The following is a 22,993-nucleotide window of genomic DNA, read 5'->3' on the forward strand; positions in this document are numbered from 1 at the left end:
GGGGAGTTCGACGATGATGAATGAAGCAGAGCGGCTCCAAACTTGGATTGAGCGGGGAAGTGTCAATATTTCTCAGCTTTTTTTTCAGTTTTATAAGGAGTTGCAAATTTCAGATACTGAAGCCATGCTAATTATGCATTTGAATGCTTTTCTTGAAGATGGAAATGAATTCCCTACGCCTGCTAATATTACACAACGTATGAATTTGACTGAAGATAGGATTTCCGAAAATTTGCAACGTCTAATGCAAAAAGGATTTATGGAAATTCACCAAAAGTTAGATGATCAAGGTGTGCTATACGAAGTCATTAATTTAATGCCACTGTGGAGAAGACTTCTTGATTGTGTAGTAGTTAAAAATGAAAAAAATGAAAAAGAAATGACAAAGTTAAAAGAAGGAAACTTATTCCAACTTTTTGAACAAGAGTTTGGACGTTTTTTATCTCCAATGGAAACTGAAATGATTTCTATGTGGTTAGATCAAGATGAACATTCTCCAGAAGTCATCCGCAAAGCATTAATGGAAGCAGTTTTATCACAAAAGCTTAGTTTACGTTATATTGATCGAATTCTTTTTGAATGGAAAAAGAATAATGTTAAAACAACAAAAGACGCAGATAACGTATCAAAGCAATTTCGTAAAAATACTATACAAAAAAATACAGCTCAACCTGAGAAAAAAGGAACAGATCAAAAACCACCATCGAGTAACGTCCCTTTTTACAATTGGTTAGATCGTCATCAGTAAAAGGAGGATTGTAAATGTTATCGAAAAAGCAATGGGAATTTTGTTTAGATGAAATGGAAAAAATGTTCCCTGAAGCACACTGTGAATTAATACATGACAATCCGTTTGAACTGACAATCGCAACATTACTTTCAGCACAATGTACAGATGTATTAGTTAATAAAGTAACTGCTACCTTATTTAAAAAATATAAAAAGCCTGAAGACTATTTAGCTGTTCCATTAGAAGAACTTGAACAAGATATTCGTTCAATTGGATTATATCGAAGTAAGGCTAAAAATATTCAAAAACTGTGTCAACGATTACTTGATGAATATAATGGTGTTATTCCAAATTCACGTGAAGAGCTAGTTACATTACCTGGGGTAGGGCGTAAAACTGCCAATGTTGTATTATCTGTTGCTTTTAATCAGCCGGCTTTGGCAGTTGATACGCATGTAGAGCGTGTTACAAAACGTTTAGGGCTTTGTAAATGGAAGGATAGCGTTTTAGAAGTCGAACAAACTGTAATGAACAAGACTCCAATGGAAAAATGGTCTAAAACGCATCATCAGTTGATTTTCTTTGGTCGCTATCATTGTAAAGCACAAAACCCCAATTGTAACGCATGCCCATTATTTGATATTTGTCGAGAAGGGCAAAAGAGAGCAAAGAAAGGTCTTGTGAATAGATGATTGAATGTAAGAAAGAGGCCATTACAAAAGAAATTGTGGATGCTTGGATGAATCAGTGGGAAACATTTCGTCAATCCATACATCAATCTCATTCAGCAAGAGATGGCAATGCGAAAGAAATCATGTTAAAAGCTATTCAATTATATGAATCTTTCGTGGTAAGCGCATCTGTTGGACACGATGTGTTTCAAGAAAATGAGCAATATGAAATTTTACCAATTAATGCAGTAGAGCGATTATCTTTTATTAAGACACGTCCGGGACAATATGCATGTTATCGTCAATTGGATGAGTTATTTCTCGAAACGAAAAAAAGATGTGCAAGATTGCGTTTGAAACTGTAATAAAAGAATGAGAAAAGTTAGAACCAACGAAATTTGTTTCGTTGGTTCTTTTCGTAATATGGTATTAGATATTTACAAGAAGCTGTTTTCGCAATTTTAAGCGCTTGTTAATCGTGAAATCACAAGTGTATTTCAAGAAATTTCAAATTACCTTCCAATTATATGAAAGTGAAAAAAGGGGCTACCCAATAATCGGTCAACACCGATTCTTTGGGTAAGCCCCTTTCTTATTGTTGTTTTTGAGTTTGATCAGTTGGAGTATACCCATTCAAACTGTTTGTATTAGCTTTATTCTTTCCATTGCCATTTGCGTTTCCGTTTCCATTTCCTCTTCCATTGCCGTTACCTTGATTTTGTTGCCCTGGTGGATTATTTTGGTCTGGATTCGTATTGTCACCATTACTATCTGTATTACCCTGATTGTTACCATCTGTTGGTGGATTAGGGTTTTCTGATTGATCAGGAGGCGTTGGAGTCTCTGATTGATCAGGTGGCGTTGGATCAGGTTCAGGAGTTGGTGCTTGTATCTGTATAGATGTCGTTGCAGCATCACTTGTTTTGTCTCCAGCAACAGCTACGACAGAGAATAAATAGGTTTTGCCATCTTCTGCTCCATTATACGTAAACGAATTAGAAGAAGTTTCAGTAAGTGCTTGAGAACCTCCACCATCGACTGAAACAGAGACTTTGAATTTTGGTGCTTGGTCTCCTGAAGCTTTATGAGACCAAGTTAAATTAATAGCTTTAGAATTGGCATCATAACTGGCTTTCAAACCAGTTGGTGCATTTAGCTTTTGATTATCTTTATTTTCAACTGGAGGAGTATATGATACAGGTTGTTGCCCTTTTACATATAACTCATTACCTACTCGAACAACAGAATTTGGTTGTTGGAAATTAGGAGTTTGCGTATATGCTGAAATTTGTGACATAACGGTTCTAAATAATTGCTGAGGAAGAACACGTTCTGCGCTGGTAGTAATTGGGACTTTGTAATCTGCATATCCACTCCAAACAGCAATAGAGTATTTGGATGTATATCCAGCAAACCATGAATCTGGAACAGCTGAGTCAGGAAGTCCATAATCACTGAATTGTTGAGAACTATAGTTAGTTGTACCAGTTTTACCTGCAACATCTAAACCAGGAATTCCAGCAGCAGTACCGGATGCACCGTATTTATAACCTACTACATCACGTAACATATCTGTCACCATATAAGCTGTATAATCGCTCATTGCAGGTACAGGGTCTGGTGTGTAGGATTTAGCTGTTTTTCCATCACGATAGACAATTTTCTTAATAGCATGTGGTTTTGTATAAATACCATTATTACCAAATGCAGCATAAGCACCTGCCATTTCAATTGGAGATAGGGTAATTTTACCACCACCGATTGCATCAGATTCCGTAATGTTATTCGCATCAATACCAAGATTTTTTACAAATGCTTTCGTTTTATCCGTACCGACTTCTTTGAACGTTTTAACAGCAGGGATATTACGAGAATTATATAAAGCTTGTCGAATCGTTATTGTACCTTTGTATTGATGGTCAAAGTTATTAATTTGTTGATCAGTACCTGTATAGGTCATTGGTTCATCCACAATTGTTTTACCTGTAGACCATTTTAGATTTTCAATTGCTGGGCCATAATCGATTAATGGTTTCATGGTAGAACCAGGTTGTCGATTAGTTAATGCTTCCGCATAGTTAAATCCACGTTCAGGACCGTAATCACGTCCACCACCAACTGCAACAATTGCGCCAGTTTGCGTATCAATAACTGAAAGACCTGCTTGTATATCTTTTGTAGGGAAGTTGGCAGCATTATTCATCGTTTTTTCGACGATTTTTTGAGCATTAGGATCTAATGTTGTATAAACATTAACACCTTCTTCTAATGCTTTCTCATCACCATTCTCCGCTAATTCTTTTAATACGACATCGATATAGGCATCATATTTGGATGTAGAAGCGGTTTTTCGTTTGCTTTCAGGAAGAAGCCCTTTTTTAACATCCACTTTTTGTGCAGCTTCCATTTGTTCTTTGGTAATTTTTTTATGTTGGTACATTAAACCTAAAACAATATTACGTCGTTTTTCTGCACGTTCAGGATTTTTAAAAGGATTGTATGCGTTTGGTGCTTGTGGCATACCAGCTAAAAGTGCTTCTTCATCTAAGGTTAAGTCTTTTAAATCTTTACCATAGAAGTATTTTGCTGCAGTACCGAAACCATAAATACGACCAGACATTAAGACTTTGTTAAAGTACATTTCAAAAATTTCTTCTTTTGAATATTCACGTTCAAGCTGAACTGATAAATAAGCTTCTTGTGCCTTACGTTTTAATGTCTTCTCACCAGTTAAAAATGAGTTCTTAATTACTTGCTGGGTTAATGTACTACCGCCTTGTGCGCCAAATCCATATCGGAAGTTGGCTAAAACTGAGCCGCCTAAGCGAATAAAGTCTATCCCATGGTGTTCGAAGAAACGAGAATCTTCTGTTGCGATAATCGCATCTCTCATTCCAACTGGGATATCTTCATAATTGACATGTTCCCGTTGTTGATCACCCATAGTATAGAATACTTTGCCATTTGCATCATAGAATTTTGATGATACTGGGTCTTTTAATAATTCTTCATCTAATTTTGGTGCTTGTGCAGCATAAATTGCAAAAACAGTTGCACCTATTGCAAATATTGCAATGAATAAAGCCAAAATGGCTATGATTATCTTTTTAATCAAAGAACGTTTTGGTCCTTTGGGGCCTTTTGGTTCTCTTGGTCCTTTATTCTTTGTATGTCGTCTTCTCTGTTGTTCTTCTAGTTGCTTTCGTTGTTGCCGAGAATTAACTTCTTGATCCACAACATTCTCCTCACTTTCTCATAACTACGATCAAGTTATGGTAGCAATTGTGTTATTGCTTTTAAATAATCTAGTCTAGGAACATAGCCTGGCTGAATTTCAATTGCCTGTCCCTCAAACTCACTTAGTGGAATAGACTTTCTTCCACCCTTTAACATTCTATTCCATGCTGATAACAGCATTTCTAAAGGTACTACAAAATATCGCTCTAAGGAAGAGAAACGTACAATTATAAAACAAATTCCCTTCTGTTTAGCAGATGATTCCATATGTGCGACTTGGTGCGGATGAACATTTTTCAATGGAAAAGATGTTTTGTTTTCTGTTTCTTTTGCATCAAAATCAATGTAGTAACCATTAAAGACACCATTGTAGTCGGTTGTTGATGGTGTTCGGAAATACGCCTCGCGAATTACAGCAGCACTTCTTGATGGGTACTCTACTTTGACGATTTGAATTGGAACAGGTTTCTTATGAATAACTGCAATTCCTCTTTGTAGATAAAATTCATTTGTCCCATCGATTTCTTCTTCAAGGGTTTTCCCACGATTACTATAAGATAAATCTTTCTTTTTTAAAAGATTGGTCTCATTTTTTGATGTGGGCGTGTATTTTTTTCCATTAGGATAACGAATAGTCATTATAACACCTCATCTGCATTTTATAATACCATAAATCGAGCAAGTTTTTTGATGAGAAATTCATGAGAAATAAGCAGAAAAATTAAACTATTATCGTCGAATCAGCACTTGTTTTGTCCTCTATAAAGGATTTGTTATTAGAACCTTGAAAAAGTATAGCAGGAGGCGATATTATGCGAAAAATAAACAAGCTTATTACTTTAATTGAAATGGTAGACGAACTTTTACAAAACAGAGTGAACCATGAAGAAGAAATGTATAGTAAGACACTTGAAAAGAATATTACAACTGTAGCAAACCGCCTTGATTTAATAGAACAACAAAAGGAATATTTGTTCGCTTTAAAGTAGTGAAATGATATCTTTTTTGATACACTTATAAATAAGTAAAAGAAGTAAATGAAAAATGGAGATGTGTGTAATGTTACAAACTTTAACAGAAGAATTATTAGAAGAGTGCATAGAATGTTGGCAGCGATTTCTGAAAATGAGAGAAACTGACACATCTCCAGATTTTTTTAATGAAGTAAAGCCACACGCTGATGTATACCATGAAAAACTTCTTACTTGGCAAAACGAAGTGGAATACTGGATAGAAGCTAACAAACCAAAGCATATGCATAAAATTCAGATCGTAAATGCTGTAGATGCAATGGATCAGTTTATTGTACAATCTTTTTATCAAAAAACGAGTAAAAAACGATTATATCAATCGATTCAATCGGTGACATATACGCTAGAAACATTGCAACGTATTTTACAAAAGGATGAATCAAATGTTGAGTAAAAGACTATCTATCGAAGAATTATTGCAAGAATGGCAATCTAGCTCTGAAATGCAAGACCGTATAGAATACGTGCATACAATTCCATCTCAACCAGCTAAATTAGTCGATTTCCCTGCTAACTTACATCCGTCTCTTATTAAGGCATTACACAAGAGAGGCATCAATCAACTGTACTCTCATCAAAGGGAAGCGTACGAATATGCTACAAATGGTCAATCTTTTACTGCTGTAACACCAACTGCTTCTGGTAAATCACTATGCTATCATTTACCAGTTTTACAAGCCATATTAGAAAATAGTTCATCTAGAGCATTATATTTGTTTCCAACAAAAGCCCTTGCTCAAGATCAAAAAAGTGATTTAAATAAATTAATTGAGGAAAGTGGAGAAGAAATTTTAAGTTATACATATGATGGAGATACTGCACCTGGTATTCGACAAAAAGTTCGTAAAGCAGGACATATAGTGATGACCAATCCAGATATGCTACATTCAGGAATATTGCCACATCATACAAAATGGGTTTCACTTTTTGAAAATTTACAGTATATTGTCATAGATGAATTGCATACGTATAAAGGGGTATTTGGTTCACATGTAGCACATGTTCTAAGACGTCTTTTACGAATTTGCGATTTTTATGGAAGCCATCCTGTTATTGTATGCACATCAGCTACAATAAAAAATCCAAAAGAATTAGCAGAAAACCTAACAAATACAAAACATCAATTAATCACTGAGAATGGAGCTCCAACTGGAAAGAAAACATTTCTATTTTATAATCCTCCGATCATCCATCCTACTTTTGGCGTTAGAAGAAGTGCCATTTTAGAAGTAAGGGATTTAGCGAAAGAATTATATAATTCGAAAATCCAAACCATAATTTTTGCTAAAAGTAGAGTACGTGTTGAAATGCTTGTCACTTATATGAAGTCACTTACAGCGAAGAAAATTCAGGATGAGACCATTCGAGGGTATCGAGGCGGTTATTTACCATCTGAACGACGTGTTATAGAAAAAGGATTACGTGATAGCACTATACAATGTGTTGTTTCAACGAATGCGTTAGAATTGGGTGTTGATATCGGCCAATTACAAGCATGTATTATGACGGGCTACCCTGGTAATATAGCAAGTGCATGGCAACAAGCAGGACGTGCAGGTAGAAGACAAGATGATGCGTTGATCATTTACGTTGCTCAATCTACAGCATTAGACCAATATATAATCAAACATCCACAGTATCTATTTGAAAGTTCACCTGAAGAGGCAAGAGTATATCCAGAAAATATGTTAATCCTTATGGACCATTTAAAATGTGCCTCGTTTGAATTACCATTTGGGGTAGAGGATACGTATGCAGAATTTGAAGTACAAGATTTCTTGGAATATTTACAAGAAGAAGGCGTACTATTAAAAACATCAGATAAATGGCATTGGATGAGTGATAGTTTTCCTGCACATAACATTAGCCTAAGATCAGCATCCCAAGAAAATGTAGTGATTATTGATCAATCCATTCCAGCAAATACAAAAGTAATTGGTGAAATGGATCGTTATAGTGCCTTAACATTACTTCATGAGGAAGCTATCTATTTACATCAGGGAATACAATTTCAAGTGGAGAAATTAGATTGGGATGAAAAAAAGGCCTTTGTACGTGAAGTAGATGTTGATTATTTTACAGATGCCAATCTAGCAGTAGAACTGAAAGTAATTAGTGAAGATAAAAGTAGAAAAATTGGACATGCAGAAGTAGCATTCGGTGATATTATGACACTCGCTACAGCTACAATTTTCAAAAAAATACGATTTGGAACACATGACAATATTGGAAGCGGTCCAATCCATTTGCCTCCAGAAGAACTTCATACAAGTGGGACTTGGCTATCATTTGACCAACCAGAGCATTGGAAGGAAGACGATTTAACAGCGGCTATGACAGGGGTTGCTTATGCAATGAATAGTTTTATACCACTATTTATCCAAAGCGATCGTAGCGATGTCCATGTTGTACCACAAGTGAAAGCGACACATTCAGAAAAGCCAACCTTTTTTGTATATGATCGTTATCCAGGTGGAATTGGCTTAAGTGAACGTGTGTATGATTTATGGGAGGATCTACTACATCATGTCTTTGAACATGTTGTTAGTTGTTCATGTCAAAATGGCTGCCCATCATGTATAGGAGCACAAGATTTGATTGGTGATGGAAAAAAACAAGTATTAACCTTTTTAAAATCAATTTTATTAGCAGAGTTGGATGATTAAATGTCATATGAAAATAAAATCCTTCAAATGAAGAAGATGTTAAAAAAGGCACCAAAAACGGAACAAGACGAAAAAAAGATGTTTAAAAAGCCCGCAGTACCAATATATGCGAAACAATGGGAAGAAGCAGGGTTGAAAAGAATCGATAACGATTATGGGACAGTCTTTTTGATTGAAAAACACTATTCCGTAGACTATCAGCATGGAGATTTTCGCTTAGGTGAACTTTATGATGCATTTCAATTATGGAAAAGCTGTAATGATCAGCATCCAATTGCATTAACGAATGCTACCAATTTAGTGTTTTATGATACTGAAACTACCGGCTTAAAGGGTGTTGGTACTCAGATTTTTTTAAACGGGATATTAGAAGCAGGACAAAGTGGGTTTGTCTTAAAACAATATGTATTAGCAGACCCAAGCCATGAAGTTGCATTTTTGTGGGAATCAAAACTTTGGCAGGAAAATAAAACGATTGTTACCTATAATGGTAAAAGTTTTGATTGGCCACAATTACAAACTCGCTGGACTTTGCATAAAAAAGATTTGCCTAAGCTGCCTGAACAAAAACAAATCGACTTGCTACATGGCTCAAAGCGGATATGGAAAAATGATTTATCTCGTATGAAACTTTCACAAGTGGAAGAAGAAAAACTGGGATTTCACCGTGTAGGAGATGTTCCAGGTTATCTTGCACCGATTATCTATTTAGATGCAGTAAAAAGCGGTGAGCCTAGTGCTTTGTTAAAAGTACTTGAACACAATGAATATGATTTATTATCTCTGATTACCTTGTACATTCAGGCAACAAAATTATTATGTGAAGGAATACAAGAAGAGTCTGCTACAACTTATACAAATATCGGGAAATGGTATGGAGATTTATCTAATACTGTAAAAAGTGGGGAACTACTAGAACAAATAACACGTCAATATAATAACAATGAGACAGGATATGCATATTATCACTTAGCATTTCATCAAAAAAAGCAGCAAAACTTTGAGAAAGCGTATTATTCATTTAATCATGCTATTCCTTATATTGAAGAACGTCAGCAAATTATTGCTTATATAGAATTAGCTAAAATTGACGAACACCGTAATCAAAATTATGAACAAGCGATTTATTATACGAATCAGGCATATCTACTTGTACAAAAAAGCTTTTTATGGAAAGCTGAACAAAAACATAAAAAGTTGATTGAATTAGAAAAAAGACGTGTGCGAAACGAAAAAAAACAAATATTGCACGGGAAATAATGAGAATAAATTTGCTAATCAATGGAAGTATCTTCGATAAATTCGACAAAAATGTGTTATAATTATAAGACCTATGTATATATGGAAGGAAGATGAATATGGAGATTAAATTATCTGCTAAAACGATTTTAGATAAAGATTTTAAAACAGGTATAAGAGGATATAGTCAAGATGAAGTCGATCAATTTTTAGATGTCATCATCCAAGACTATGAATCTTTTGAAAAAGAATTAGCAAAAAAACAACAAGAAATAGATATGTTAAAAAGTGAGCTGAAAACGGCACAATCACAAACACCATCACAAGAAACAAGACGTCAAGTTCAATCTTCAGCTTATGCTAGCAATACAAATTTTGATATTTTAAAACGCATTGCCAATTTAGAAAAGCATGTTTTTGGCGATAAACTGTATGATTAATCTTTGTTTCACAATTTCTTCACGAAACGCTTGAAAAGAAAAAAAAATAGATATATAATAGTCAAGTCATCATAAAAGAACAGGTAATCGCTGCAACGCTTGACGTTGTTGAGGAAAGTCCATGCTCGCACGGATCTGAGATGACCGTAGTGATCGTGCTTAGCGAATAAATAAGCTAAGGCAGTCTAATGGCTGACGGCGGGAGGAAAACCTAAGTCCTTTGGATATGGTTGAAACTCTCTGAAAGTGCCACAGTGACGAAGCTGTTATGGAAACGTAACAGGTGGAACGAGGTAAACCCCACGAGTGAGCAACCCAAATTATGGTAGGGGCGTTCTCCTGAAGGAAATGAATGGATGGAGAGACGAAAGTATTATTATTTTCGTAGATAGATGATTACTACCCAATCGTACAAGGCGTGAGCCGTTATAGTACTTGGGCACAAAACATGGCTTATGGTCTTTTAATGATGCTTAACATGAATAGTCAGGCTCTCCAGTAAATGGAGAGCCTTTCTTTTAGGATATGGTGATAATAACGATGATGAAACAGGAATTGCAAGTTACATTAAGCCTAGCCAATAATTCCGACAATTGTAAATACATAACACCTAAGATCATCGAGGCAATTTCAGAAGGAGTCATGATTACAGACGTGAATAGTCGGATCGTTGACGTAAATCCGGCTTTTGAATTTGTGACAGGATATAAAAAAGAAGAAGTGATCGGAAAAAAACCAGATGTTTTGCAATCTGGGGTTCATGGAAAAGATTTTTATCAACGGATGTGGAATGATATCCGTGACAAAGGTGAATGGCAAGGAGAAATATGGAATCGTCGAAAAACAGGAGACGTTTACCCAGAATGGTTAAAAATCATGGAAGTACATAGTCATGATGGAAGTGTTTTAGGGTATTGCGGAGTTTTTTCAGATTTGTCAGATGAGAAAATGGTTGAGAGTGAACTAAAAAAACGTGCTATGACAGATTCCTTAACAGGTGTTTCAAACCGTTTTGCTTATAATGAACGAATGGATGTTTTATTAAATTCATCTAGAAAACATAATTATCAGCATGCAGTTTTGTTTTTAGATCTTGATCGATTTAAACAAGTCAATGATACATTAGGCCATTCTGTAGGTGATCAGTTATTAGTGGAAGTGACAAAACGTATCCAAACATTGCTGAAAAACAAAGATATATTGGCACGCTATGGCGGCGATGAATTTGTAATTACTTTTACTGATATTCACCATCCACGTGAGGCAATACATTTAGGTGAAAAAATTATCCATCTATTAGAAGAACCTTTCAATATTGACAATCAAAATTTATATATTTCCTCTAGTATTGGTATAAGTATTTATCCTCATGATGGTACTGATACAGAAATTCTATTAAACAAAGCTGATAAAGCAATGTACTTTGCAAAAGAAAATGGTAAAAATCAGTTTGCATTTTATTTTGACGAATTACATACGGATGCTAAGCGGTCTTTACTTTTAGATGCTGAGCTCAGAAAAGCGATTGAGCAAAAGAGTTTTGATCTATTCTATCAACCCAAAATAGATTTAAAAAAACATCAAGTCATTGGTGTCGAAGCACTTGTGCGTTGGAATAATGAGAAGTTAGGGAATGTATCACCTGCAGAATTTATTCCTTATGCAGAAGAAACCGGTTTAATCATTCCTATAAGTGAATGTATTATTGAGCGTGCTTGTTTAGATGCACAAATACTTGCTCATGAAGGTTTCAAAAAAGTACCAATTGCAATAAATATTTCAAGTATTCATTTCCATCAGCAAGGTTTTATCCATTCATTAGAACAAATTTTAGAGAAAAATAATTTACCTGCAAGGCAATTTGAATTAGAACTAACAGAACGTACCATAATGAATAATGAAAGAGAAACGATTCGGAAATTAGTAAAGCTAAAACAAATGGGATTTAAATTATCAATTGATGATTTTGGTACAGGTTATTCTTCACTTAGTTATTTAGTGCAATTCCCATTAGATTATTTGAAAATTGACCGAAGTTTTATTCAGCACATTTGTTCATTAAATGATAAACAGGCTGTTGTTGATGCAATTATTCAAATGGCACACCGTTTACATATGAAAGTGATTGCAGAAGGTGTAGAACAGAGTGATCAAGTTAAATTGCTGGATGAAATGGATTGTGATATGATTCAAGGATATTATTATTCAAAACCACTTCCATTAGATCAACTAATGGAATTCCTAGAATTTTGGGAATTAGAGTTAGAAGGGAAGTAAGTATGACGAAATATCAATTAGTAGCAACAGCAGCAATGGGTCTAGAGTCAATTGTTGCTGATGAACTAAAAGCTTTAGGATATACAACAATTACAGATAACGGTAAAGTATATTTTGAAGGCGATGAAAAGGATATCGCTAAAACAAATTTATGGTTACGTGTAGCAGACCGTGTAAAGATTGTAGCAGGTAAATTTCCTGCCAAGACGTTTGAACAATTATTCGAAGGTGTAAGAGCGATCGAATGGGAAAAGTATTTACCAGTTGATGCAGAATTCCCTGTATCAGGTAAATCTGTTAAATCTAAATTATTCAGTGTTCCAGATTGTCAAGCAATTACGAAAAAGGCAATCGTTGAACGTATGAAATATCATTATAAACGACTTGGTTTTTTAGAAGAAACAGGCCCTAAATATAAAATTGAAGTTTCTATCTTAAAAGATGAAGCGACTTTGACCATTGATACGAGTGGAGCAGGTTTGCATAAACGAGGTTACCGCCTGGATCAAGGGGAAGCACCGTTAAAAGAAACATTAGCTGCAGCTCTTGTCTATATTTCGAAATGGCATCCTAATCGTCCATTTGTAGATCCTTTCTGTGGCTCAGGAACAATTGCATTAGAAGCTGCAATGATTGGACAAAATATGGCCCCTGGCTACAATCGTGATTTTATCAGTGAGGACTGGCCATGGATGAAGCAAAAAATATGGGATGAAGTTCGCTTGGAAGTTGAAGATGTTGCAAATTATGATCAACCTCTTCAAATTTTCGGATCAGATATCGATCATCGAATGGTGGAAATCGCCAAATCAAATGCTAGTGAAGCTGGTTTTGCTGATTTAATTTCTTGGAAACAAATGCAAGTAACAGATTTCACAACGCATCTTACGGATGGCGTTATGATTGGAAACCCACCTTATGGTGAACGTATTGGAGATAAAGAAGCACTTGAGGGAATGATTCATGATATGGGGACTATGATGAACAAATATCCATCATGGTCAGTTTATATGCTATCTTCTATGGAAAACTTTGAAGCATTATATGGAAAAAAAGCAACGAAGAAACGTAAATTATTTAATGGATTTATCAAGACAGATTATTATCAATTTTGGGGTAAACGTACACCATTTCAAGATTAATGATAAAAGATGAAAAATAAATTACTATTCAGAGTAGCGAAATCATATTTTATTACTACATGAACTTGTCTATAATATTGTAGACTTATTTTGTGAATATGTATTTGACGGGAGGGGGAGACCCCTTCCGTTTCGTTGTCTGTACGAGAGGGGAATTTGAATGAGACAATCTTTACCTTTTGCCTTATCCAAAGACAAGTCTTTCTTTGATTCACTAGGAGACTGGATTGGCGATATTTTATACGACGAACTACCCGAGAAAGGGTTAGAATGTCGTGATGAACAAATTTTTATGGCCTATCAAATTGAAAAAGTTTTACGTGAAAAGTCCGTTCTTTTCGCAGAAGCAGGAGTAGGAACTGGAAAAACAATCGCATATCTTTTGCCTGCGATTGCATATGCACGTTATACAGGAAAACCCGCTTTAATAGCGTGTGCGGATGAAACACTTATCGACCAACTCGTGAAAGAGGGAGGCGATATTTATAAATTGCAACAATATTTAGATTTGACAATTGATGTTCGTTTAGCGAAATCTCGTGATCAATATCTATGTTTAAAACGCTATGAGGAAGCTGAAAAATTTTCAGATGGCGAATATTTAGATGATATTGCAGAAACGATTCCAGATGGTGTATTTGGACAAGGACAGCTAGGTTTGTATGGACAACATAGTGACTATCCAAATATTAGTGATGAAGAATGGAATTTAGTCAATTACAATTCAATACAACAATGTTCTGTTTGTGATTTGCGAAATCGCTGTGGCCAAACATTACACCGTGCACACTATCGTGAATCAACAGACCTTATTATTTGTTCTCAAGATTTTTTAATGGAAAATATTGCGACTAAAGAATCTCGTGAACGTGAAGGTCAATTAGCATTATTGCCTGAAGTTTCTATGATTGTATTAGATGAAGGGCATTTATTGGAATATGCAGCTCAAAAAGCGATGACCTATAAAGTACAGGATTATACAATTGTGCAACTTATCGACCGATTGATGGTTGATGGATTACGTGAAAAAACATTGTATACAATGGAACAATTGCAAGATGGACATGAATTATTCTTTGATCAATTACGAGACGATGTCATTAGTTCAGATGAGGATCGTAAACGAATTAAGAAATCTCCATTGCTTTTGAAATTAGGTAAAAAAGTAATTGATACTGTTGAAACATTGTTAGAGGAATTTGTTTTTGAATCAGAGCTTTATGTTATTCCTGAATATGAATTACGAATGGCAGAAGAATTTTTGGAACAATATGAAGCAGCGATGAGAATCTTTATTGCACAAGGGGACGCTGTTGACTGGTTAGAAGAAACAGATGGGGAAGAAACACTTGTTATTATGCCACGTCTCATTACAGAAGTATTAGAAGAAAAAGTATTCTCGAAAAAAATACCTTACATCTTCTCATCAGCAACATTGTCAATAAATAAAGATTTCAGTTATATTGCAGGCAGTTTAGGAATTAAAGATTATCAATCATTCTCAGTAGCCTCACCATTTGATTATGAAGAAGTCATGCAAATTGTATTACATCATTTAAATCAAGAAGAAAAAGTACGTAGAGTTGAGGAATTATTAGAAGAAGGTAATCAGACATTAATACTGTTTAAATCAAAACAAGCGATGACAAGTTTCAAAGCACAAATTGACGCACGATTTGTAGCTAAGGTTGGCTTTGAAGGGGATCGTGAACTTTCTTCTATAGTACGTGATTTTCAAGAAGGTAAATTACAAGTATTATGTTCATATCATTTATGGGAAGGTTTAGATTTACCAGAAGAAGCATTAACTCGTGTTATTATTTTTGACTTACCATTCCCACCACATGATCCATTATTTGATGCGAAACGTGCATTTACTGATGATCCATTCCGTGACGTTGAACTTCCATTCATGCTATTACGATTACAACAAGGGATGGGACGACTTATCCGAACTTCAAATGATCATGGTGATATTCATATACTATTGAATGAAGAAGAATCACAATACAAAGAGCAAATAGCACCTATTTTTGCCGTTCCAGCAATTGAAAGTTAATATTGGCTCTGAGTGAAAAAATAAAAAAATCCGCCTTCTCAATTAAGAAATAATCTGCCTCGTAAATGTTAGACATCAACTAACATTTACGGGGTGTTTTTATGTCTAAATATACAGTAGAAATAAAATTAAACGCAGTAAAACGTTATTTAAGTGGATCAGAAAGTTATAAAGAGGTTGCAGATAGTATTGGTTCAACTAGGCGCTTCTAATAGAGAAATCACAAATGATTGAAGGCAAAATTAAAAGACCTAAGTCCGGTAGAATACCGAACTCAGGCCTTAGATGCTGACTAAATTATTTGTCTAACTTAATTGGGCCTTATGATTACCAAAGTTTATAACCTTTAGAACCTAATGGCGCATTTTGGATAATATCATAGATTGGGAATGTATAAGCGATTAAAATTAATGCTACTAAAATAACAATCCAAACTTTAAAGTTTTCAAATATAGCTGGAGTTTTTTCTGCATTTGGTGCAACTGTTCCAATAGGGAATTCTTGTTCACCTTTTGGAGCAAACCAGCAAAGTTTTACGAAGATAATTAGGAATATGATAATCCCGATAAATAGTAGTGTACCACCAACGGCTTGAGCGATTTGATAAGAAGCCCAAGTTTTTGCAATTTCAGCACCACCGTAATCAGAGAATGCTGAACGACGAGGAGCACCAAGTAAACCTTCAATATGCATTGAGCTAGACATGATTGCCATACCAACAGCCCAAATAATTGTTTGAATAATACCAAGACGATTTAATTCTTTAGTTAATGTACGACCTGTAAGATGAGGTACTAACCAATAAGCTGCGCCGAAGAATGTTAAAACAACGGCAGTAGCAACTGTTAAGTGGAAGTGACCTGTTACCCAAATTGTGTTGTGAATTAATTGGTTCATTTGGTGAGATGCATTAACGATACCGCCAGCACCACCAGGAATGAAGATTAACATACCCATGAATGGTGCGAAGAAACGAACATCACCCCAAGGCAATTTTTTTAGCCAACCAAAAATTCCTTTACCGCCAAGTTCGCGGCCACGAGTTTCAAATGTCGCAAACAGGGAGAAAGCTGTTAATAGTGATGGAATAACAACCATCATTGTTAAAACAACTTGCAAGAACTTCCAAGATCCATCTACACCTGGTTCAGTTAATTGATGGTGAAGACCAACTGGAACTGAGAATAGAACGAACAAGATAAATGATAAACGAGCTAAAGCATCAGAGAAGATCTTACCACCGATTACTTTTGGAACAACGACATACCAAACCATGTAGGCAGGTAATAACCAGAAATATACAAGTGCGTGACCGAATGACCAGAATAGTGTACGTGATAACAAGATATCAACACGTTCTACAAGACCAAGTGACCAAGGTAATAATTGGAATAATACTTCAATAGCAACGCCAATGGTTGCAACAAACCACATTAAGTTATTACATACTACCATGAAAGAAAGCAATGGTGATGATTGATTAGGATTTTCTTTACGCCATTGCATCCAACGAAGTGCTTGAGCGAGACCCCCAATCCAAGAACCTACCACAACAAGAGCTAAACCTAAATAAAAAATCCAGTGTGCTTGCAATGGAGCATAGAAGGTATATAGTACAGTTGCTTGATTTAAAAGAACCATTGCTGCTGCCATTGCAGTACCGATTGTCATCGTCCAGAAGCCAATCCAGCCAAGTAATCTTTGCTTAGAGGATAGAGTACCAGATGTTCGACTTACTCCTGCAATTTGGAATCCATAGATAAAGAATGTTGTTAAGATTAATCCAAGTAATACACCGTGGACCGTTAATACTTGATAATAACCAATTCCCGATGGCAATTCAAAATGACCTGAACGTACTAAAACTTGTAATAGACCTGCAGTACCACCTAAGAATAGGGCGATAAATGCAACATAAATATGAGCCATTGAAAGTTTGGCATCTTTAGGATCTACTTTTAATAGTTCAGTAGTTTTTGATTTTACTCTTCTTGAAATAGTTGTTTCTTTTTCGTTTACTTTAGCTTGATCGATTACTGTTTGACTCATTTTTTATCCACCACCTTAAGCATAGAATGCATTTGAGCATGACCTACACCGCAATATTCATTACATACGATTAGGTAGTCACCAGCTTTATCAACTGTAGTTGTATATTCAGAAACGTAACCAGGTTCTAGCATCATGTTGACATTTGTACCTGAAATTTCAAAACCATGAACTACATCTTTTGAAGTGGCGATAAATTTAACTTTCGATCCGACTGGCACTTTTAATTCTGGTGGATTGTAGTAAAAAGCAGAGGCTACAACTACTACTTCGTAATCCCAGTCCTTGCCGGATACTTTATGTACCCCAGGTTTGTTAAATGGTGCGATTTCATCAACTTTTTCATGGTTAATTGTGTTTTTTGCACTTGGTGGGTGACTCCCGTTGTGAAATGCCATAATACCAGTAATCATTAAAAATACGATTAGGGACCCAATACCAAATGTTAGCCAATATTTTTCATATTTATGAAGATGCATCGTTTTCCCTTCTTTCCTTGTGATTAAAAGCGATCAAGAAATAGACCAAAGCATGCAGCCCAAACAGCCACGATAATTCCACCTAGTGCTAATACTAGATAGAAAGTACCTTTTAGGTTTTCTTCGGGTTCATTTTTATTAGCCATATTGACCCCTCCTTTATAGTTTCGATAATACTTTTACTGCTCGACCTCATGATATAAAAAAATAAATCCATACGATGTGATAAATATCACACCACAAGCTTTGAAATGTGAATGAAGTGTGAAAAAGAAATGATAATAAGGTGAAAAGACGAATTTATGATGTATTTAGTTGTATACAATTTCATTTTTATGGAAAAGTTATAGTTGTATTTTTAAATGTCATAGTGTAATATACAACTAGTACACTATGACAATAACTGAGGTGGAAGTATGAAAAGGTTGTTAGGATTATTAAAAAAAGAATGGCAAGTACAATATAAATGGCTTTTTACCACAGGTATTTTAAGTATTTTGCTAACAGTAGTCATTCCATTTTTAATCGATAAATATGTGGATTCAACTATCAATCAAGCAAATGCAATTTTCGCAATAGCATCCATTCTATCGTTTTTAACATTTCTAATAGTTTGTATTCAATTTGTAAAAAATCTAAATCAGGAGTTAAGACATACAGATATCTGGTTACATAGCACAGCACCTTTCTATCAATTAATAGGTGCTAAATTATTATTTAGTATATTTTCAAATTTGATATTAGTATTCGTAATGACAATTGTCATGGTAATAACTGTAATGAGTAAAAGTCAATTGACATTTCTCCAAGATATAAAATTTATGGTTGCCATAAATTACATAGCATTTATATCAATCATATTTGTGTTACCCCTTGCATTAGTGCTATATACATGTTTTTTAAAATTGAAAAAAAGACTTGGGAAATTCGCAATAATTTTGGTGTTTATTTTACTAACATTCATTTCATATCTTTTTGTAAAAATATCAACTTCTGATCTTTATGATAAATTTTTCTTACAAGGCCCTACGACAAGTGAATGGATAGTTAATTCTATTCAACCTATTAGTAAAATTTTTGACACAGTTTTTATAATGGATGATATCTATTTACGAGAAGATATATTAAGCTTGCTAGTCACTTTATTCATAATAATCTTTGGTATTAAATGGTATGAAAAGGTGGTTAAGGAATGACAATTGATTTTTCGAGAGATAAGCCTATTTACACGCAGCTTGTTGAAAAGATTTGTGGAGATATTATAAGAGGAAATCGTCATTTAGGTGAAAAAATACCATCTGTACGCGAATACGCAGTTGAAGTTGGTGTCAATGTAAATACAGTTCAACGAGTATATAAGGAGTTGGAACAGATGAAATTAACTGAAACTAAAAGGGGACAAGGTACGTATATAACAAGTGATGAGGGAATTATATCAACATTGCGAGAGCATATGAAAGAAAAAATTGTAGAACAATTCTTCTATAGTATTGAAGAATATGGTTTTACTAAACAAGAAATAATAGAACAACTTCAAAAGCAAGGAGGTGAGGGGGATTGATTTGTGCTCAACATTTAGCTTATAGCTATGGTAAGAAGAAAGTTTTAGAAGATGTAACGTTTCAACTACCTCTTGGTAAAATTATCGGTTTAGTAGGAGAAAATGGGAGTGGGAAATCGACGCTGCTCAGACTATTAGCAGGTGTTAAAACGCCATCTAAAGGTATTATTCAAATGGATGGTTCTAAGATTACACATCAAAGTGCTAGCAATATAGCTTATTTACCGGATATTGATGAATTTTATCCGTATTTAACTGGAAGCGAACTATTTGAATTTTATACATCACAGTTTGATGATTTTTCTATGGAAAAAGCTATAGAAGTTTCGGAATTTATGCAAGTAGAGATTCATCAAAAAATGAAAAAATTATCAAAGGGTCAAAGAGGACGTATCAAAATGGCTGCAACACTTGGTCGAAATGTTTCCTATTATTTTATGGATGAACCGTTTTCAGGATTAGATCCTATGGTTAGAGAATCCTTAATAAAAGGCCTGATAAAATTTTTAGATGAGAAAAATCAAACAATCTTTTTATCAACACATGAGCTACATGAAGTTGAGCCAATACTAGATGCAATATTGTTGTTAAAGGATGGAAGGGTTGACTCATTCGAAACACTGGAAGATGTTAGGGAAGAATGGCAAGAAGATGCTGTTCAGTGGATGAAAAAACAGTATAGGAAGGGATGATTTGATGAAACCAATCGTTGAATTAAAGCATTTATCAAAAACAATTAAGGGAAAAGAAATTATCAAAGATTTGAATATTGAACTTTATCCTGGACAAATTACAGGATTCCTAGGTCCAAATGGAGCTGGTAAAACAACTACCATACGTATGATGACTGGATTAATGAATCCTACAGAAGGTGAAGTTATTATCGATGGAATTTCACTATCACAAAACTTTGAAAAGGCAATTAGCAAAGTAGGTGTTATTGTAGAAAACCCTGAGATGTATAAATTTATGTCAGGATATAAAAACTTACTTCATTTTGCTAGAATGCACGACAATGTTACAAAAGAAAGAATTGCTGAAGTTGTACGATTAGTTGGACTTGAAAACCGTATAAATGAAAAAGTATCGACTTATTCACTAGGTATGCGACAAAGACTAGGATTAGCTCAAGCATTATTACATCATCCGAAATTTTTAATTTTAGATGAGCCAACGAATGGACTAGATCCTGCAGGAATTCGAGAATTTAGGGAACATCTTCGAACAATTGCTAAGCAAGAAAATGTTTCAATTTTTGTATCGAGTCACTTACTTGCGGAAATCGAGTTAGTCTGTGATCGTATTGCCGTTATCAAAAGTGGAGAGCTAATTGATATTCGCGAAATGAGTGTTGAACAGCAATCTACATATTATATTGAAGTTGAACAGCCTCTAGATGAAATTCTTAAGGAACAAGATTATAAATATGAAAAACATTCAAAAGGGTATTTGGTAGTAATCGAAAGAAAAGAAGTACCAAAGCTGATTACAAGTTTAATAAACAAAGGAATTGATATTTATTCTGTACAACAGCATCATGAATCACTTGAAGATCAATTCTTAGAAATGACAGGAGGTGGCCAAATTGCTAAAACTATTGCAAAATGAGTGGATGAAATTATGGCATAAAAAAGGAACCTGGGTGATGCTCATTATATTAGTCATATCAATAATAACAATGGCTGGTGTTCATAAATGGGTAAGTAACAAGGATATAGAAAATAAAGGCGATTGGAAAACGGCTGAACAACAATCTATTAAGCAACAACAATCGATGATTAAAAGTGGAGATCTTTCGAAAAAACAAATACAAAATGCGGAAGATTCAATTCAAATTTCCGAATATCGTTTAAAAAACAATGTACAGCCTGTTGATACGGAAAGTGCTCAATCTTATGTTGAGGGTAGTTCTATGCTATTATCGCTAATCAGTCTATTCGCGACTATTATCGCTGCAGGTATTGTTTCAAGTGAATTTGCAACAGGGACAATTAAGATGCTTCTTACACGTCCAGTTAATCGTGCAAAAATATTAACTTCAAAACTACTAACAGTCATTATTTTTGCAATATCAATGGCAATATTAACATGGATATTAAACTTAATTGTAGGAGCAGTATTATATGGTTTCTCCTCAGGGACAAACTTAATTGTTGAAGGGAATAAAGTAGTTGAATCTTCATTACTTGCGCATTCAATGTATATGTATTTGTTAACATTTGGAGACATTCTTATGTCCATTGTTTTCGCTTTCATGATTGGAAGTATTTTCCGTTCAAGTTCTTTAGCAATTGGACTTACATTATTTATTAATTTCTCAGGATCTAGTATTGTAGTATTATTGAGTAAGTATGAATTTATAAAATATTTATGGATTCCAAATATGGACCTAACTCAATTTGAGACTGGTTTTTCTATTGTAGATGGCTTGACAATGCCATTTTCTCTAACAATATTAGCAATTTATACAGTACTTTTCCTATTTGCAAGCTTTATTTCATTTGTAAAACGGGATGTAACTGCTTAAAGTTAAAGGAAATTGATGGTCAATTTACATGGGTGGCTAATAAGTCCCTAAAAAGAAAAGAGACAACGAAAATCGAATTGTTTTCGTTGTCTCTTTTATCATTTTAAAAATAGGTTTTTGGACAGCACTAACTAATTCAAAAATCCACTGGAATAAAGATAGAACAAGTAGTTTTTCATAAAATGTAACATATATATTACATTAAGTAATTTATATGTTACATTTTATTTATTAGAGGTGGTAGAGTGAAAAATATGGTAAAGGTTGCAAGGGTTAAAGCTGGTTTAACGCAACAACAATTAGCTGATGCTGTTGGGATAACTCGGCAAACTATTAGTTTAATTGAAAAAGGAAAATATAATCCATCTTTAAAGTTGTGTCTACAGATTTGTTATGCAGTAAATACAACTTTAGATGAACTATTTTGGATTGAGGGGGATGACTTTGTATGAAGAAGATAACAGACGAGCGATTAGTTCTTAGAAATTTACAAAATATCAGGGTTGTTTATATTGTTCAAACGTTTGGTATTCTTTGTATTTTAGGATATGAACTATTTATGAATGGATTTAAAGCAATGAATGAAAATCCTGTTTGGTTTGTATTTATTATTTCAGGTGCTGTATCTGCTTATTTATCAATGAGTATTAGTGTTGAGCACGAAAAAGAAATTCGTAATACCTTAAAATCATTTATTATTTCTATTGTAATATTTTTTAGCATTTCAGTATTAGTTGCTTATTTTGTTACGATTACTTCTAATTCAGGCTTGTCACTAGGAGTTTTAATGGGCGTCATTTTATTTATTTGTTTCTTATTCCCAATATTTATATCTATCGTTTGAGAATGAAAAAACTAACAGATGTAGAAGATGATGAATAAGGT

23 protein-coding genes and 1 other RNA gene are annotated in these 22,993 nt (G+C 34.4%); 19 read left to right on the forward strand and 5 right to left on the reverse strand.

Going from position 1 to position 22,993, the window contains the following annotated elements:
* Positions 1-13 precede the first annotated feature (13 nt).
* The 3 genes from ABE048_RS03640 to ABE048_RS03650 are packed head-to-tail and all read left to right on the forward strand — an operon-like array spanning position 14 to position 1,766.
* Positions 14-748 (forward strand): DnaD domain protein, encoded by a 735-nt coding sequence (locus ABE048_RS03640; RefSeq protein WP_430309191.1) that lies wholly within the window; start codon positions 14-16, stop codon positions 746-748.
* A gap of 14 nt (positions 749-762) precedes the next feature.
* Entirely contained in the window at positions 763-1,422 is a 660-nt protein-coding gene (gene nth / locus ABE048_RS03645) for an endonuclease III (RefSeq protein WP_430309192.1), read from the forward strand.
* On the forward strand, positions 1,419-1,766 hold the full coding sequence (locus ABE048_RS03650) for a YpoC family protein (RefSeq protein WP_430309194.1): 348 nt from the start codon (positions 1,419-1,421) through the stop codon (positions 1,764-1,766). The genes nth and ABE048_RS03650 overlap by 4 nt, the downstream gene beginning before the upstream one ends.
* 227 nt (positions 1,767-1,993) lie before the next feature.
* On the opposite strand, the gene ABE048_RS03655 is transcribed toward ABE048_RS03650, so the two are convergent.
* Positions 1,994-4,636, reverse strand: a complete 2,643-nt coding sequence (locus tag ABE048_RS03655; RefSeq protein WP_430309195.1) for a PBP1A family penicillin-binding protein — start codon at positions 4,634-4,636, stop codon at positions 1,994-1,996.
* Between the two features lie 35 nt (positions 4,637-4,671).
* On the reverse strand, positions 4,672-5,277 hold the full coding sequence (gene recU / locus ABE048_RS03660; protein ID WP_430309196.1) for a Holliday junction resolvase RecU: 606 nt from the start codon (positions 5,275-5,277) through the stop codon (positions 4,672-4,674).
* 173 nt (positions 5,278-5,450) lie between these two features.
* Between recU and ABE048_RS03665 the strand changes: the two genes are divergently transcribed.
* From ABE048_RS03665 to ABE048_RS03705, 9 genes are all read left to right on the forward strand, one after another.
* Complete coding sequence (locus tag ABE048_RS03665; RefSeq protein WP_430309197.1) at positions 5,451-5,627, forward strand: hypothetical protein; 177 nt, start codon at positions 5,451-5,453, stop codon at positions 5,625-5,627.
* 70 nt (positions 5,628-5,697) lie between these two features.
* Entirely contained in the window at positions 5,698-6,063 is a 366-nt protein-coding gene (locus ABE048_RS03670) for a DUF1798 family protein (RefSeq protein ID WP_430309199.1), read from the forward strand.
* Positions 6,053-8,335: a DEAD/DEAH box helicase gene (locus ABE048_RS03675; protein WP_430309200.1), complete on the forward strand. Its 2,283-nt coding sequence runs from the start codon at positions 6,053-6,055 to the stop codon at positions 8,333-8,335. Before ABE048_RS03670 ends, ABE048_RS03675 begins: the two co-directional genes overlap by 11 nt.
* Positions 8,336-9,595 carry a ribonuclease H-like domain-containing protein gene (locus tag ABE048_RS03680; RefSeq protein WP_430309201.1) on the forward strand — a complete coding sequence of 420 codons (1,260 nt, stop codon included), beginning with the start codon at positions 8,336-8,338 and terminating at the stop codon, positions 9,593-9,595.
* 92 nt (positions 9,596-9,687) lie between these two features.
* Positions 9,688-10,014: a cell division regulator GpsB gene (gpsB, locus tag ABE048_RS03685; protein WP_430309202.1), complete on the forward strand. Its 327-nt coding sequence runs from the start codon at positions 9,688-9,690 to the stop codon at positions 10,012-10,014.
* A 75-nt stretch (positions 10,015-10,089) separates the two neighbouring features.
* An RNA gene (gene rnpB, locus ABE048_RS03690) (RNase P RNA component class B) lies at positions 10,090-10,475 on the forward strand.
* Positions 10,476-10,554: 79 nt separating this feature from the next.
* Positions 10,555-12,291: a putative bifunctional diguanylate cyclase/phosphodiesterase gene (locus ABE048_RS03695; RefSeq protein ID WP_430309204.1), complete on the forward strand. Its 1,737-nt coding sequence runs from the start codon at positions 10,555-10,557 to the stop codon at positions 12,289-12,291.
* A gap of 2 nt (positions 12,292-12,293) precedes the next feature.
* A complete protein-coding gene (locus ABE048_RS03700) occupies positions 12,294-13,433 on the forward strand; it encodes a THUMP domain-containing class I SAM-dependent RNA methyltransferase (RefSeq protein WP_430309205.1) in 1,140 nt (379 codons plus the stop codon).
* Between the two features lie 160 nt (positions 13,434-13,593).
* Positions 13,594-15,492 (forward strand): ATP-dependent DNA helicase, encoded by a 1,899-nt coding sequence (locus ABE048_RS03705; protein WP_430309206.1) that lies wholly within the window; start codon positions 13,594-13,596, stop codon positions 15,490-15,492.
* A 327-nt stretch (positions 15,493-15,819) separates the two neighbouring features.
* Here the strand turns inward: ABE048_RS03705 and ABE048_RS03710 are convergent, their stop codons facing one another.
* From ABE048_RS03710 to ABE048_RS03720, 3 genes are all read right to left on the reverse strand, one after another.
* The gene (locus ABE048_RS03710; RefSeq protein ID WP_430309233.1) at positions 15,820-17,421 is read right to left on the reverse strand and encodes a b(o/a)3-type cytochrome-c oxidase subunit 1; all 1,602 of its coding nucleotides are present in this window, start codon (positions 17,419-17,421) and stop codon (positions 15,820-15,822) included.
* A 116-nt stretch (positions 17,422-17,537) separates the two neighbouring features.
* Positions 17,538-18,020, reverse strand: a complete 483-nt coding sequence (locus tag ABE048_RS03715) for a cytochrome c oxidase subunit II (RefSeq protein ID WP_430309207.1) — start codon at positions 18,018-18,020, stop codon at positions 17,538-17,540.
* 23 nt (positions 18,021-18,043) lie between these two features.
* Entirely contained in the window at positions 18,044-18,166 is a 123-nt protein-coding gene (locus ABE048_RS03720; RefSeq protein WP_430309209.1) for a hypothetical protein, read from the reverse strand.
* Between the two features lie 270 nt (positions 18,167-18,436).
* On the opposite strand from ABE048_RS03720, the gene ABE048_RS03725 reads away from it, so the two are divergent.
* From ABE048_RS03725 to ABE048_RS03755, 7 genes are all read left to right on the forward strand, one after another.
* Positions 18,437-19,216 (forward strand): hypothetical protein, encoded by a 780-nt coding sequence (locus ABE048_RS03725; RefSeq protein ID WP_430309210.1) that lies wholly within the window; start codon positions 18,437-18,439, stop codon positions 19,214-19,216.
* Positions 19,213-19,581: a GntR family transcriptional regulator gene (locus ABE048_RS03730; protein ID WP_430309211.1), complete on the forward strand. Its 369-nt coding sequence runs from the start codon at positions 19,213-19,215 to the stop codon at positions 19,579-19,581. The genes ABE048_RS03725 and ABE048_RS03730 overlap by 4 nt, the downstream gene beginning before the upstream one ends.
* A complete protein-coding gene (locus ABE048_RS03735; protein ID WP_430309212.1) occupies positions 19,578-20,273 on the forward strand; it encodes an ATP-binding cassette domain-containing protein in 696 nt (231 codons plus the stop codon). Before ABE048_RS03730 ends, ABE048_RS03735 begins: the two co-directional genes overlap by 4 nt.
* Before the next feature lies 1 nt (position 20,274).
* Positions 20,275-21,189 (forward strand): ABC transporter ATP-binding protein, encoded by a 915-nt coding sequence (locus ABE048_RS03740; RefSeq protein ID WP_430309214.1) that lies wholly within the window; start codon positions 20,275-20,277, stop codon positions 21,187-21,189.
* Positions 21,158-22,108: an ABC transporter permease gene (locus tag ABE048_RS03745; protein ID WP_430309216.1), complete on the forward strand. Its 951-nt coding sequence runs from the start codon at positions 21,158-21,160 to the stop codon at positions 22,106-22,108. Before ABE048_RS03740 ends, ABE048_RS03745 begins: the two co-directional genes overlap by 32 nt.
* 245 nt (positions 22,109-22,353) lie before the next feature.
* On the forward strand, positions 22,354-22,560 hold the full coding sequence (locus ABE048_RS03750) for a helix-turn-helix transcriptional regulator (protein ID WP_430309218.1): 207 nt from the start codon (positions 22,354-22,356) through the stop codon (positions 22,558-22,560).
* Positions 22,557-22,952: a hypothetical protein gene (locus tag ABE048_RS03755; RefSeq protein ID WP_430309220.1), complete on the forward strand. Its 396-nt coding sequence runs from the start codon at positions 22,557-22,559 to the stop codon at positions 22,950-22,952. Before ABE048_RS03750 ends, ABE048_RS03755 begins: the two co-directional genes overlap by 4 nt.
* The last annotated feature ends 41 nt before the right edge of the window (positions 22,953-22,993 follow it).

It is taken from the genome of Rummeliibacillus pycnus (assembly GCF_050459865.1).
GTDB lineage: Bacteria > Bacillota > Bacilli > Bacillales_A > Planococcaceae > Rummeliibacillus > Rummeliibacillus pycnus_B.